Annotated in this window: 2 protein-coding genes; one reads left to right on the top strand and one right to left on the bottom strand. The window is 59.0% G+C overall.

The features are described 5' to 3' along the window. Position 1 precedes the first annotated feature (1 nt). Positions 2 to 13813 carry an autotransporter outer membrane beta-barrel domain-containing protein gene (locus tag RS9916_RS02355; RefSeq protein WP_007097593.1) on the bottom strand — a complete coding sequence of 4604 codons (13812 nt, stop codon included), beginning with the start codon at positions 13811 to 13813 and terminating at the stop codon, positions 2 to 4. Positions 13814 to 13963: 150 nt separating this feature from the next. On the opposite strand from RS9916_RS02355, the gene RS9916_RS14280 reads away from it, so the two are divergent. Next, on the top strand, positions 13964 to 14119 hold the full coding sequence (locus RS9916_RS14280; protein WP_007097594.1) for a hypothetical protein: 156 nt from the start codon (positions 13964 to 13966) through the stop codon (positions 14117 to 14119). Positions 14120 to 14364 lie beyond the last annotated feature (245 nt).

Here is a 14364-nt window from a genome sequence, read left to right on the forward strand (position 1 = left end):
ATCAGAACGACCACCTAAAGCCGCCGCCGTAGTTGATGGATTGGGTGCTGGAAGGTGAGAGCTGACCGAGACCGTTGATGTAGACGGAGAAGCGATCATTGAAAGCAACATCAAGGCCGAGACCGAGGTTGAACCAGGAGGACGGCGCTGGTGTGCCGTCGACCGTGAAGGACCCTTTGGGAGCGGAGTTAAAGCGCGCGGTGAGCGAGCGGTTGGTGTCACCGAGATCCCAGGCATACCCGAGGGAGATGCGGGGGATGAGGGTGAGGTCACCGTTGCTCTTAAAGGGTTGCTTGTAGGAGAGACCGATCTCGAGGGGGATGGAGTTGTAGGTAGCGGCGTCGTAGGTGAGGGCGTAGCTGGCTTTGCCGGGGTTGGGGGTCTTGATCAGCGGGTTGCCGGGCTGAATGTAGGCGGTGTTGTTGGAGGTGGTGGTTTCGGAGTATTGGGCTTGGTTGAGCTGGAGCCAGCTGAGGCCAAGGGAGGGTGTGAGGCTGCCCTGGTTGCCGGTGGCGATGAGGTGGCTGAGGCGGAGGCTGCCGCCGATGGCGGTGCTGCTGGATGAGCCTTGTTCGGTGGAGGGGTAACCGGGGATGTTGACCTGACGGGTGATGTCGGTGGAGAAGCCACCGGCGGAGAAGGAACCTGAGAGCCAGGTGGCTGGGGTGAGGCGCTGCTTGGCATAGAGCATGCCGCTCCAGCCCTCGGTTTTGCCGAATGTGGTGGGCTCTGTGGTGGTGGTCCAGAGGTTGTCAAAGCGGCCGGCGATACCGATGAGGGTGTTGTCACCGACGAGGGTGTCAGCGCCAACGGAGGTGTTGAAGGCATTGGTGCTGTAACCGGATTGGTCTGAGGTTCCGCTGCCCGGTGTGGTGGCATCAGAGCCACCGGCATTGACCCAGGTGCGCCACTTGCCGCAATCAGCGGGATCACCGGTGTAAGTGTCGCCGGGCTTGAGGGATTGGACGTTGAGGATGCAGCGCTGGAGCTGGGAGAGGACGGCGGAATCGAGGGTGTCTTGGACCTCAGCTTGGAAGGCCTGACCGGTGGCGAGGGCGACTTGGGGGAAGGCGGCGGAGGTGGCGCCAGAGAGCTGGCGGTAGAGGGCGTTGAGCTCTTTGGTGGTCTCCTGGGCAAAGATCAGCGCAGCCGTGGAATTGAAGTCCGAGGTGCTGCCCGCAGCTTGGATGGTGTTGACGGCCTTGCCGACGGCGGTGGAGTTGGGATCAAGGCCCTTGGGGGCGTAGTCAACGGTGTACTTGAAGGCGAGATCGGTGCGGTTCTCGATCAGATCAAAGCCAAAGGAGGCAACGGCTGATTTGGGAGCGATGAGCTTGAGATCACCGATGGTGATGCCTTCTTGGGCATTGATGATGCCGTCTGAGATGAAGGTGCCAGGCATGGCCTGACCGACCTGGTTGGCGAGGAGCTCAACGGTGCCATCGAGGTTGGCCTCGTAGTGGGTGGTGAGGTTGTCGGTCTCGCCGGAGCGGAGGACGAGATCAGCCTCATAGAGGGAGGTGTCTGTGGTGATGTAGTTGGCAATGACCTTCATGTTGCCGATGCGGTATTCACCGCCTGGGTTGACGATGCCGCGCTGGGTGACAGTGACGTTGCCGTTGGCATGCACGAGGTAGGACTCCATGCGTGCATCGGGCGCGTTGTAGATGTTGTTGGTGATCCCTGGAATGATGATGTCGCCGGAGATCGTGCCGTAGTTGCGGATCTCATCAGGGCCGCCCGGGCCGGTGATGGCATCACTGCTGCCATCGGTGCCGCCAATGATGGTGCCGTAGTTGTTGATGCGCTCGACATCATCGGTGGGGAGGTTGATGGCGGAGCCACCATCGCCGCCTTGAATGACGGCACCTTCTGCATTCTCAATGCGGAGGTTGCCGCTGAGGTCACTGGTGCTCTTGGTGATGCCGACGCCGCCTTGGCCTGTGGCAACGATGGTGCCGGTATTGTTGACGACGACTTCACCGGCTGGAGCTAAGCCATCGGTGGCGCCTTGGGTGATGTTGGAGACAAAGCCGCCTGCGTTTTGGTAGAGGTAGGCGCCGCCTGCTGCGTTCTGGAAGAGGAGCGCTGTTGCACCGTCACCGGAGGCGCTGATGGTGCCGGAGTTGTTGACGGTGATGTCACCGGAGCTGCCTGTGGGGTTGCCGAGCAAGGAGATGGCGTTTTCCTTTCTGGCGCCGCCAAAGACGAAACCACCACTGCCGGCAATGGTTTGGGCGACCACGGCGTGGGAGCCGGTGCCGGATGTGGCGATGGTGCCTGAGTTGGTGAAGGTGATGTTGCCGGAGCTGGAGTTGGCGTTGGTGTTGCTCAGGGAAACGGCGCCTGTGGAGGAGCCAGCAACACCGCCGCCGCCACCGATGGTTTGGAGGAGCACACCAAAGCTGTTGTCACCGGTGGTGGAGATGATGCCTGTGTTGGTGGCCTCAATGTCACCGGAGCTGGTGGAGGTGCCTGCGTGGCCAGGGGAGGAGAAGCTGACGCTGGTGCCGCCGGTGGTGTAGCCACCACCGCCACCGATGGACTGGAGGACGACAGCGGGTGAGAGGTTGCCTGATGTGGCGATGCCGGCGGTGGGTGTGGAGACGATGCCGACTTCTGCGACTTCGGTGTCTGTGCTGCCGCCAGCGGCGTTGCTCCAGGAGATGGCGCCAGCAGCGGCATTGGCCGCGGTGGTGCCAGCGCCGCCAGCACCGAGCTGAACAGTGCCAGTGGTGGATGCGGCGTAGCCGCCACCACCGCCGATGGTCTGGGCGATCAGTGCTGGGCTGGTGTCACCGGTGGAGAGGATCTGGGCTGCGGAGTTGACGGTGAGGCTGAGGGCACCTGCGGAGGTGTTGCCGGTGTTGGGCTCGGTGAGGGCCGTTGTGCGGCCAAGGGTGAGGTTGCCGCCGACGGTGTCAACGCTGCCGCCGCCGCCGCCGATGGTCTGGGCGAGGAGTGCGGGGGAGAAGCTGCCAGCGGAGCTGATGCGGTTGTCGGCGGTGATGGTGAGGTTTCCAGCGGAGCGGTTGCCGCTGCCGAGGCCGCCGAGGGTGGCATCGCCGCCGATGGCACCTGCGGTGCCGCCACCACCACCGATGGTTTGGAGCATGGCCGCAGCACTGCGATCACCGGCGCTGCTGAGGTTGGAGTTGAGGGTGATGGAGAGGGCGCCGGCCTGAGCCTCGGGTGCAGTGAGGAGGGCATTGGTGGAGGTGCCGCCGAGGACGGCCGTGCCACCGATATCGCCGGCGCGACCGCCGCCGCCGCCGATGGATTGGATCAGCAGAGCGGAGGCATCGATGCCGTTGGTGGCCGAATCAATTTGGCTGGCGAGGGTGAGCGCAGCGCCTGTGGAGGTGGCGCGGTAGAGACCGCCGAGCTGGGCATTGGCGGTGGTGCTGCCGGTGTAGCCACCACCACCACCGATGGATTGATAGGTGAGGCCGCTGGAGCCAGCGCCTGTGGTGAGGATGGAGCTGCTGCCGCCGGCGGTGAAGGCGACGGTGCCGCCGCTGCCGGAGGTGCCGAGGTCCCCGCCACCGAGGAGGAGATCACCGCTGCTGGTGTCGGTGCTGGGGAAGACCAGACCACCGCCGCCGCCGACGGATTGGAGGACAAAGGCGGGAGATTGGGTTCCGCTGGTGAGGATGGAGCCGTTGCCGCCATTGGCGGCAAGGTTGAGGGTGACGTTGCCGGCGTTACCGGTGGCGCCATTGCCGCCGAGGGTGACCGATCCGGCTGCGCTGCCAGCGCGACCACCACCGGCGCCGATGGATTGGGCGGAGATGCCGATGGATTGATCACCGGTGGTGGTGATGGTGCCGGTGGTGTTGATGGTGATGTCTGCGGCATCGCCATTGGCAAGAGCCGACGCGCCCATGGTGAGGGCGGTGGTGGTGGCTCCAGCCACACCACCGCCAGCGCCGATGGACTGGAGGAGGAGACCGTCGCTGCCAAAGCCGGTGGTGGTGATATCAGCGTTGAGGTCAACGGTGATGGCACCGGCGTCGAGGTTGAGGCTGGAGGTCGAGCCGAGGGTGGCGGAGCTGGAGGGCAGTGGCGCATAACCACCGCCGCCGCCGATGGACTGGGCGATCAGCGCTGGTGAGAAGTCACCAAAGGTGGAGAGGTCCCCTGTGATGGCGAGATCGATGGTGCTGGCCTGGTTGTCGGTGGCGCCATTGCCGCCGAGGGTGAGGGTGGTGGCGGAGGCATCCGCGAGGCCAAAGACGGCACCACCACCACCGGCGATGGACTGGGCGACGACGGCAGCGGAATTGCTGCTGGCGGTGGCGATGGGTGCAGTGGTGGAGAAGGAGATGGCGGCACTGTCATTGGTGCCGATGACCGAGCCACCGAGGCGGATGGCGTTGCCACCAGCGGCGGTGGTGTAGAGGCCGCCGCCGGCGATGGACTGGAGGATCACACCGGAGGAGTTGATGCCGGCGGTGGAGATGGCACCGGAGTTGGTGAAGTTGATGGACCCCGAGCGGCTGTCCCCAAAGCCGGAGCCCCCTGCGGTGACGGAGGTGGGAGCACTGCCGATGAGTGCGCCGCTGCCACCGATGGATTGGATGGTGAAACCAGGGGAGCTGATGCCGGAGGTGGAGATGGGAGCAGCGCTGGTGGCGGTGATGGCACCGCCGCGGACATCGCTGCCTTCTGCGGAGGTGCTGCCGGTGGTGACGCTGCCATCCACAGCGCCGAGGAGGCCACCACCACCACCGATGGACTGGAGGACGACGCCTGGGCTGTCGTTGCCGGCGGTGGAGATGGTGCGCGAGAGCTGGGTGTAGTTGAGGTCGCCAGCGGAGGCATTGACGCCGAGCTGTTGGGTGCCGCCGATGACGACGTCGCCGCCGACATCAGCGACGATGCCGCCGCCGCCGCCGATGGACTGGAGGATCGCACCTGGGCTGTTGGCCCCGAAGGTGGCGACTGCAAAGGGAAGGGTGAGCTCAAGATCAGCACCCGTGGATTTGCCAGTGGTGAGGCCGCCGAGTTGAACGGTGCCAGCGGGGACGCTGCCGATCCAACCACCACCACCACCGATGGACTGGTGGATGACGCCAGGAGAGAAGAGGCCTGTGGCCTGGAGGATGCCGCCGCCTTCGACGAGGGTGAGAGTGCCGCCGGAACCGGCGGTGCCATTGGTGCCGCCGCCGAGGATGACGGTGCCGCTTGCGGTGGAGTCACCGAGGCCGACCATGCCGCCGCCGCCGCCGACGGATTGCATGAGGTAGGAAGGCGAGTAGTCACCGGCTGTGGCGATGGTGCCAGCGGTGTTGTTGATGGTGACGTTGCCGGCATCACCGGAGGCGTTGTCGCCACCAAGGGTGATCAGCCCGCTGGCGCTGCCGATGCGACCACCGCCTGCGCCGACGGATTGGGCCACAACACCGGCGCTGTAGTCACCGGCGGTGGCGATGGTGCCGCCGGTGTTGTCGACGGTGACATCGCTGGCATCGCCAAAGGCATTGATGCCGCCCATGGCGAGGGCGAGGGTGCTGGAGCCGGCGTTGCCGCCGCCACCGCTGATGGATTGGGCGATGAGGCCCTCGGAGTAATTGCCAGAGGTGGAGATGGTGCCCTGGTGGGTGATGAGCACGCTGCCGGCATTGCCCGTGCCGCCGCTGACGCCGAGGCGCATGGTCTTGCCGTTTTGTGACGTGAAGCCACCACCACCAGCGATGGATTGGGCGATGACGCCCTGGGACTGGAGGCCTGTGGTGATGAGGGTGCTGCCGCCACTGAAGAAGAGGTCAATGGAGCCGCTGCTGCCGATCTGCTGACCGGTGCCGCCGAGGGTGACGGTTTCACCAATGCCGGTGCCGTCACCACCGACGTAGCCACCACCACCACCGATGGTCTGGGCGATGAGTGCGGGCGAGGAGACGCCGGTGGTCTGGATGCGGGAGTTGAACTTGGAGGTGAGGCTGAGGTCACCGGAGCTGGTGTTGCCGATGACCGCACCACCGAGGTTGACGGAAGCGGAGGAGGTGTAAGCGACACCACCACCACCACCGATGGATTGAAGGATGAGGCCAGGGGAGTTGAGACCTTGGGTACTGATCTGCCAGTTGGCGCTGATGGCGGTGACATCGCTGGCGGAGGTGTCAGCGGTGCTGGAGGTGCCAAAGGAGATGAGGTCGCCATCGACATCAGCGGCGAGGCCGCCACCACCACCGATGGACTGGAGGACGACACCGGGGGAGTTGATGCCTTGGGTTGCAGCGGCAAAGGGCCCGTTGAGGGTGATGGCGCCGGCGCGGAGGGTGCCAGTGCCGGTGCCGCCGAGGGTGGCGTTACCGCCGATGGAGTTGACGGTGCCGCCGCCACCACCAATGGACTGGATGACAAGAGCAGCGGAATCGTTGCCGATGGAGGAGAGAGACGCGCCGGCGTTGCTGACGACGCGGATGGCACCGCCGTCGTTGTCACCGGAGCTGAGGGACATGCCGAGGGTGGCGTTCCCGGTGACGGTGCCGAGGCGTCCGCCACCACCACCGATGGCTTGAACGAGCATGACCGGGGAGGTGGAACCGGTGGTGGTGAGATCGCCTTGGATGTCGACGAGGACGGCCTGATCGACGGTTTGGACCTCACAGGATCCAAAGCGACAGGCGATGGGCATGAGTGCATCGCTGGAGCCAGCGATGCCGTTGGCTCCGGAGAGGTTGCGGCCGCCGAGGGTGGCGTTGCCGGAGACATTGCCGGCAAAACCACCACCACCACCGATGGTTTGGACAACAAAGCCAGGGGAGGTGTTGCCGGTGGTTTGGAGGGTGCCGTTGACGTTGGCGGTAATCGCTCCACCAGTGGCATTAAAGGTCGAGGCTTCGCTCGTTCTATTGATTGTGCTGCTCTCGATTCCGAGTCGTGTATCGGATTTGGAGTTAACCAGGGTCCAGCCACCACCGCCACCAAGTGATTGCAGGATTGCAGCGGCTGATCGTTCACCGGACGTCGCAATCGTGCTACCGCCAGTAGACGTGAAGTTGATGAATCCTGCCGATGCCGATGCGTTGTTGTTGGATGCTGTGTATTCACCACCGAAGTAAATAAGTCCGGCGGAGGAATCATTCAGAGATTGGAGAGCACCACCACCACCGGCAATGCTTTGGATGAGTAAAGCGGGGGAGGCGAGTCCTGTTGTTGTCAGGTTGGATTGATTATTAACGCTGACGTTGCCTGAATTAGTAGTAACACCATCCACGCTTCCGAGAAGGATGATGGCATTTTCGGGTTCTCCATCAATGTCATTAGCTTCACTCCAGTCAACAGCACCAGAGCCGCCGCCACCAGCAATGGATTGGGCGATCAGTGCTGCTGAATTGTTGCCAGTGGTCTGGATATCTCCATTGACGTCGAGATCTATATCCGAGGCATTACCGAGTCCGGATGAGAATGTCGATCCAAGGACTGAGCGGTAGTTGTCAGCTGTGTTGATGCCAATAAAACCACCACCACCACCGATGGATTGAGCAAGAAGACCTGTGCTGTTAAGCCCTGTTGTGCCGATGTCTCCATTGGTGGTGACATTGACGCTGCCGGCCTGGTTGTTGCTTGCACCTGTTCTGTAGGTGCCCATGTCGACTTCTCCATCGGCTTGGCCTACCCAGCCACCACCACCACCAATGGATTGGGCAACCAGAGCGGGTGAGTTGTTGCCGCTGGTTGTGATCGTGCCGCTCATGTTGACGGCCACATTCCCGGCAGTTGAAGTCTGGGTTGCCACGGATTGCACAGAGCCCATGCTCACGGCACCGGAGACGATGCCAACCAGGCCGCCACCACCACCAATGGACTGAGCGATCAGACCGCTGGAATAAATCCCGGTTGTGGTGATATCGCCCGTCTGGTTGACGGTGACATCAGCAGCACTGGTGTCACCACGTCCTTTAACGGTGCCAACGCGGGCGAATTTGCGTGAGTTGCCTGTGGCACCACCACCACCACCGATGGACTGTGCGACAAGGGCTGGTGAGTTGATGCCAAGACTGGTGAGGTCAGCTGCGCTGTTGATGGTGATGGCACCACCACGGCCACCATTGGATTGGATGCTGCCAAGGAAGGAATAGTTGTTGCCCTGATCAAGGAGCAGCCAACCACCGCCATCGCCAATGCTTTGTGCGAGAACAACCGAGGCGTTGTTGTTCGTTGTGGCATAGGTCTCAGCGTTGATCGTCAGGTCAATTGAGCCGCCATTGCCGCCCCCTCCGATTCCAAAGTTCTTGTTCTTAATGATGAGGTCATCCACATCATCAAGATTGTCGAGGTAGCGGAAATAATCAGCGTCATTAGTCTGTTCATTTTTATTGACAATTTCTCGCCATTCTTTGTTCCAATCAGCAGCAGTAATTGCTTTGTTGAAGCCTTGTGGCCCTTGACTGCCAAGCAGTGCTGCGCTGTTTCCGGAGAGGTTGGGTGCAACGTCGCCCAGGAAGCCACCGCCACCACCGATCGATTGGGCGATCAGTGCCTGAGAACCAATTCCTTGAGTCAGAATGTTGCCCGATGTGGTGATTGTGACGCTTCCGGAGTTGTTGCCGTCGGTATTGGTGCTGGCGTTGCCAAGCCAGAAGAAATCTGGGTCTGATGCGACAGGCGCATAAATTCCACCACCTCCAATGGATTGCACAAGCATTGCAGGAGCAGCCGCACCTTCCGTTTGGATAACGCCTGAGTTGGTGACAACCACATCACCACCAGAGCCATCAGACCCACCAATATTTCCAATTGAGATCAGTTGATCGCCTGAACTGATTGGTCCGGTCACTGCTTGACCACCACCATGACTTGCTGCATTCAGGCCGATTGAGCCGTCTCCTTTTGTGGTCAGATTGGCTGTGTTGGTCAGGGTGACGTTTCCAGCCGAAGTGTCTCCATTGGTATTGGAACCACTGAGTAGATCTCCACCAATTCCTGCAATGAAGCCACCACCACCACCACCACTGACGGCGGTTAACGCGCTAGCTGCTTCTCCCTCGGTGGTAATAAACTCACCCGTATTTTCAGCATTGATATTACCGCCTTTGGCATTGATGCTCAAATTCCTGGCTAATGTGCCAAACCTTGCAATTGCAGTGGAGACGCCGAAGATCGTTCCACCACCACCTCCTTGGCTCATGATGCTGATGCCAGTTGAACCATCACGTTTCGTATAAATACTGCCACTATTTTTAAATTCAATATCTCCTCCACTGCTATCGCCACTCATCGAGAGCGAGCCCATGCGAACTTCATTGGCCCTGGCTGACACTGCACCGCCACCACCACCAACGCTTTGGACGCGAATAGCTTGTGAATAGATTCCTTCGGTTGCGACATCAGCTGTATTCGTGAACGTTATATCTCCACCCGAGCCTTCGGAGCCTCCTTCGCTTCCAAGTCTCAAATCGCTATTGAAAGCACTTTCAAGCGCGGCCCATCCTCCACCACCTCCGACGCTCTGAGCGAGCATGGCAGGAGCACCGTCGCCGACAGTTGAAACGCGATCACCTGTATTTTTGACAGTGATGTTGCCCGCGCCAGAGTTTTTAGCGTTGTAACCAGACAAGTAAAGTTGATATGAGCCAGTAACGTTGTCGTCGTTAACCGCTGTATCCACTTTAGAGAAGGCGTTGATGCCACCGCCACCGCCGATGGATTGAGCAAGGATTGCGATGGAGCCTTTGCCTTGCGTTGCTAGGTCCCCAGTGTTAGTTAGTGAAACATTTCCGCTCGTCGCGCTATCAACATAGGCAGCCCCCATTTGCATTTCTTCAATGAATTCGGAGCTGACAATCCCTCCTCCTCCAGCAATGGACTGAACAAGAAGTGCTCCAGATCCATAGCCACGAGTGGTAATGTTGGCAAAATTTTCTACATTCACATTTCCAGAATTTGCGGAGACTGCACCTGTTGTGCCGATGTTGAGAACAGGCGTGTTCATGCCGCCTGCATAGCCGCCACCGCCCCCAACGGATTGAGCCAGAAGACCAGGTGAGATATTTCCCTGCGTGCTGATCGTTGCCCGATTTAAAATATTGATGTTTCCGCTATTGAGAAAATCGTCTTTAACGTCCTCTTGGATTCTTTCGCTCTCGTCTTTGCTGTAATCTCCAGCGCCAAGGTTGCCAACTAGATCAGCATTGTTTGTGTCAGGGAGTGTGAGCTGCTCTCCAAGGAATCCACCACCACCAGCAATGGTTTGCACGGTAATGCCTGGAGAGCTATTCCCTTGTGTGGAAATAGTTTCCGATGTGTTGCTTAGGCTGATATTTCCACTCTGTGCAGTCAATACTCCGGTATTGCCAGACAGGCCAAGGTGTACATTTCCATAATATTGATCGGCTCGCCCTCCTCCCCCGGCAATGCTTTGAAGGAGCAGTGCGGGCGAGTCATTGCCTTTGGCAATAATGTCTCCAGTATTTATCACATCCACTTCACCAGAATTTGCGCTCCCCACGCCATCGCGTAATCCCATTTGAATTTGGCCTGTTTTCATGCCAATGAGACCACCACCTCCGCCGATGGTTTGAACGAAGATGCCACCTGCGCTGAGTCCTTCACTGGTGATATCTGCTGTGTTTCTGAGAGTGATGTTTCCAGAGTCTCCTTTCCCAGATGGATTAATCGCGCCCAAAGTTGTGCTCACATTGGCTGTCGTGCTACCGGCTAGCCAGCCGCCACCTGCGCCAATGCTCTGAATCAAGATTGGGCGAGCGTAATCGCCTGCTGTCTCAATTGTTGAACCGATACTTTCTATATCAATGTCACCGCTTGCGCCGTTTTGGTTGTCTGTTGAGCCAAGCATCATATTGCTGTCAATATCACTGATATTGATTCTGCGAATATTGCCTCCGCCTCCGCCAATGGATTGCACGACAAGTGCGCTCGATGAGCGTCCTAGCGATGCAAGATCTCCACGGTTGATGACAGTAATATTTCCACCTTTGGACGATATGGAATTTTTGTCTCCTAGTCTGATTGTGTTCTCCCCACCTGTGCCTACAGCGCTTTCATCGAGGGTGGTGAATCCACCTCCACCGCCGATGGACTGAATCATAAGGACTGGAGAAGTGATACCAGTCGTTGCAATGTCACCTGTGTTGGTCAGTGAAATATCACCTGACACTGCGTTGATGAGTTCTTTGCCACCAAGGTTGATCTTTTCATCGCTGGTGGTGCTGACGATGCCACCGCCACCACCGATGGATTGGGCAATGAGGCCAGCGGCAGCGTTGCCTGATGTGCTGATTGTGCTTGAGTTCCGAACAGTGACATTTCCGGCGCTGATGTTTTTCAGTGACGTTCCACCAAGGGTTACACCACCCTTGGAGGATCCGACAAATCCACCACCGCCACCGACAGATTGCACAAGGATTGCGTTCGACGCTTCTCCTTGCGTTGAGACGCTCGAGCCGCGGGAAATCAGAGAAACGTCACCGGATGATCCTTCTGTTTCGCTGATTCCATTGATTGCTCCTAATTTTGTGGCGCCACCACCACTTCCGGCGACAAAACCCCCGCCAGCACCAATGTTTTGGATCAGAATCGCGTTGGAATAGTCTCCCTCAGTTGCGACCGCAGCAGTATTAACGACATCGACTGCTCCTGCGTAGGCTGCCCCTTTGTGATTTCCCGTTCCTAGCGCAAGGCTGCTGGCGGCAGAAGCAATGACGCCACCACCACCGCCGATGGTTTGCACGGTTAGGGCAGTTGAGTTATTTCCTTTCGTGAATAAAATAGAGTTGTTGTTGACAGTGACGTTTCCAGAATTAGAACTTCCTGAGTTGTTGTTCCGGTCACCAATTCTTGTTGTTCCATCACTCGATGCGTTAAGTAGCGCAAATCCGCCACCTCCACCAATGGATTGGACAATCATTGCTGGAGAATTCTCACCCTGTGTTGAGAGGCTTTCGCCGTTGTTGGTTACGTCGACTGACCCTGCTGAGGCAATAAATTCTCCATCGGCACCGAAGACAACTTCGTACTGACCGTCGCCTTCCGTTTCTGAGATGTAGCCACCCCCGCCGGCGATGGATTGCACAACCATGCCTGCAGAGCCACTTGCATTGGTCGCGATGGTCTGCGTGTTGTTGACGGAGACATTGCCGGATTGAATGATGGGCAGGCTGCTGTTGGCAGCTGCTGTTGAGATGGCACCCAAGCGGATGGTGTCTCCATCACTGGTGGCTGATGCACCACCACCACCACCGATGGATTGAGCAACGAGCGCAGCCGAGTTGAGGCCGAAGGTATTGATCGTGGCGTTGTTGGTGAGGTTGACGTCACCGGCATTGCTTGTGCTGTTGGCAGCAATGGTGGAGCCAAGGGTGAGGACATTGCCGGTTGTGCGTCCTGTGAAGCCACCACCACCGGCGATGGCCTGGGTAAGGATGCCAGTGGAATTGATGCCAGTGGTTTGGATGGCTGTGTAGTTGATCGCAGCATCAATGGAGCCAGCGTTGGTGGAGCCAATTTGTGTAGCGCCGAGGTTGGCATTGCCGCCGACATCACCAATCCAGCCGCCACCACCACCGACAGATTGGAGAAGGATTGCAGGGGCGTCATTGCCGGTGGTGACGACCTGATCACCGAAGCCTCTGAAGTTGATGGAGCCTGCATTGGCGGTGCCCGATGCCGAGCTGGTCATGCCGAGAGTGGCGTTGCCAATGACTTGAGCGCCAAAGCCACCACCACCTGCGATGGATTGAATGACCAGAGCGGATGAGTTGTTGCCGGTTGTGGTGACGTTGCCGGTGAGAGAGGCCTTGACGTTTCCTGCGTTGAGGTTGCCGCTGACTTGGAGTGCGCCAAAGACGGCATCACCAAAGGCACTGCCGGTGTAACCACCACCACCACCGATGGATTGAGCGGTGAGAGCAGTGGAGAAATCGCCCTGAGTTTGGAGAAGAGAGTTAACGGTGAGATCAACGTTGCCGGCAGTGGAGGTGCCTGAGTTGTTTCTGCTGCCGAGTTGTGTTGTGCCTGTACCGCTACCAGTTAGTAGCGCGAAGCCACCGCCACCGCCGATGGATTGAGCGACGAGTGTGGGAGAGGAATTGGCGGTGGTGATGATCTGAGCACTGGTGTTTCTGAGGGTGACATCACCAGCGGCGGCATTGATACGTCCATTGCTGCCGTAAACGACGGCATATTCATTGTTGTTGCCTGATTGGGCGACATAACCACCACCACCTGCGATGGATTGGGCGAGGAGACCAACAGAACCGAGAGCGTTTGTGCTCAGGTTTTGCGTATTGGTGACAGAGACATTGCCGGATTGAATGATGGGCAGGCTGCTGTTGGCAGCTGCTGTTGAGATGGCACCCAAGCGGATGGTGTCTCCATCACTGGTGGCTGATGCACCACCACCACCACCGATGGATTGAGCAACGAGCGCAGCGGTGCTGAGGCCGAAGGTATTGATCGTGGCGTTGTTGGTGAGGTTGACGTCACCGGCATTGCTTGTGCTGTTGGCAGCAATGGTGGAGCCAAGGGTGAGGACATTGCCGGTTGTGCGTCCTGTGAAGCCACCACCACCGGCGATGGCCTGGGTAAGGATGCCAGTGGAATTGATGCCAGTGGTTTGGATGGCTGTGTAGTTGATCGCAGCATCAATGGAGCCAGCGTTGGTGGAGCCAATTTGTGTAGCGCCGAGGTTGGCATTGCCGCCGACATCACCAATCCAGCCGCCACCACCACCGACAGATTGGAGAAGGATTGCAGGGGCGTCATTGCCGGTGGTGACGACCTGATCACCGAAGCCTCTGAAGTTGATGGAGCCTGCATTGGCGGTGCCCGATGCCGAGCTGGTCATGCCGAGAGTGGCGTTGCCGATGACTTGAGCACCAAAGCCACCACCACCAGCGATGGATTGAATGACCAGAGCGGATGAGTTGTTGCCGGTTGTGGTGACGTTGCCGGTGAGAGAGGCCTTGACGTTTCCTGCGTTGAGGTTGCCGCTGACTTGGAGTGCGCCAAAGACGGCATCACCAAAGGCACTGCCGGTGTAACCACCACCACCACCGATGGATTGAGCGGTGAGAGCAGTGGAGAAATCGCCCTGAGTTTGGAGAAGAGAGTTAACGGTGAGATCAACGTTGCCGGCAGTGGAGGTGCCTGAGTTGTTTCTGCTGCCGAGTTGTGTTGTGCCTGTACCGCTACCAGTTAGTAGCGCGAAGCCACCGCCACCGCCGATGGATTGAGCGACGAGTGTGGGAGAGGAATTGGCGGTGGTGATGATCTGAGCACTGGTGTTTCTGAGGTGACATCACCAGCGGCGGCATTGATACGTCCATTGCTGCCGTAACGACGGCATATTCATTGTCTCGCTGATTGGATATGTAGCCGCTCCCCTGCATTGACTGG

It is taken from the genome of Synechococcus sp. RS9916 (assembly GCF_000153825.1).
Taxonomy (GTDB): Bacteria; Cyanobacteriota; Cyanobacteriia; order PCC-6307; family Cyanobiaceae; genus Synechococcus_C.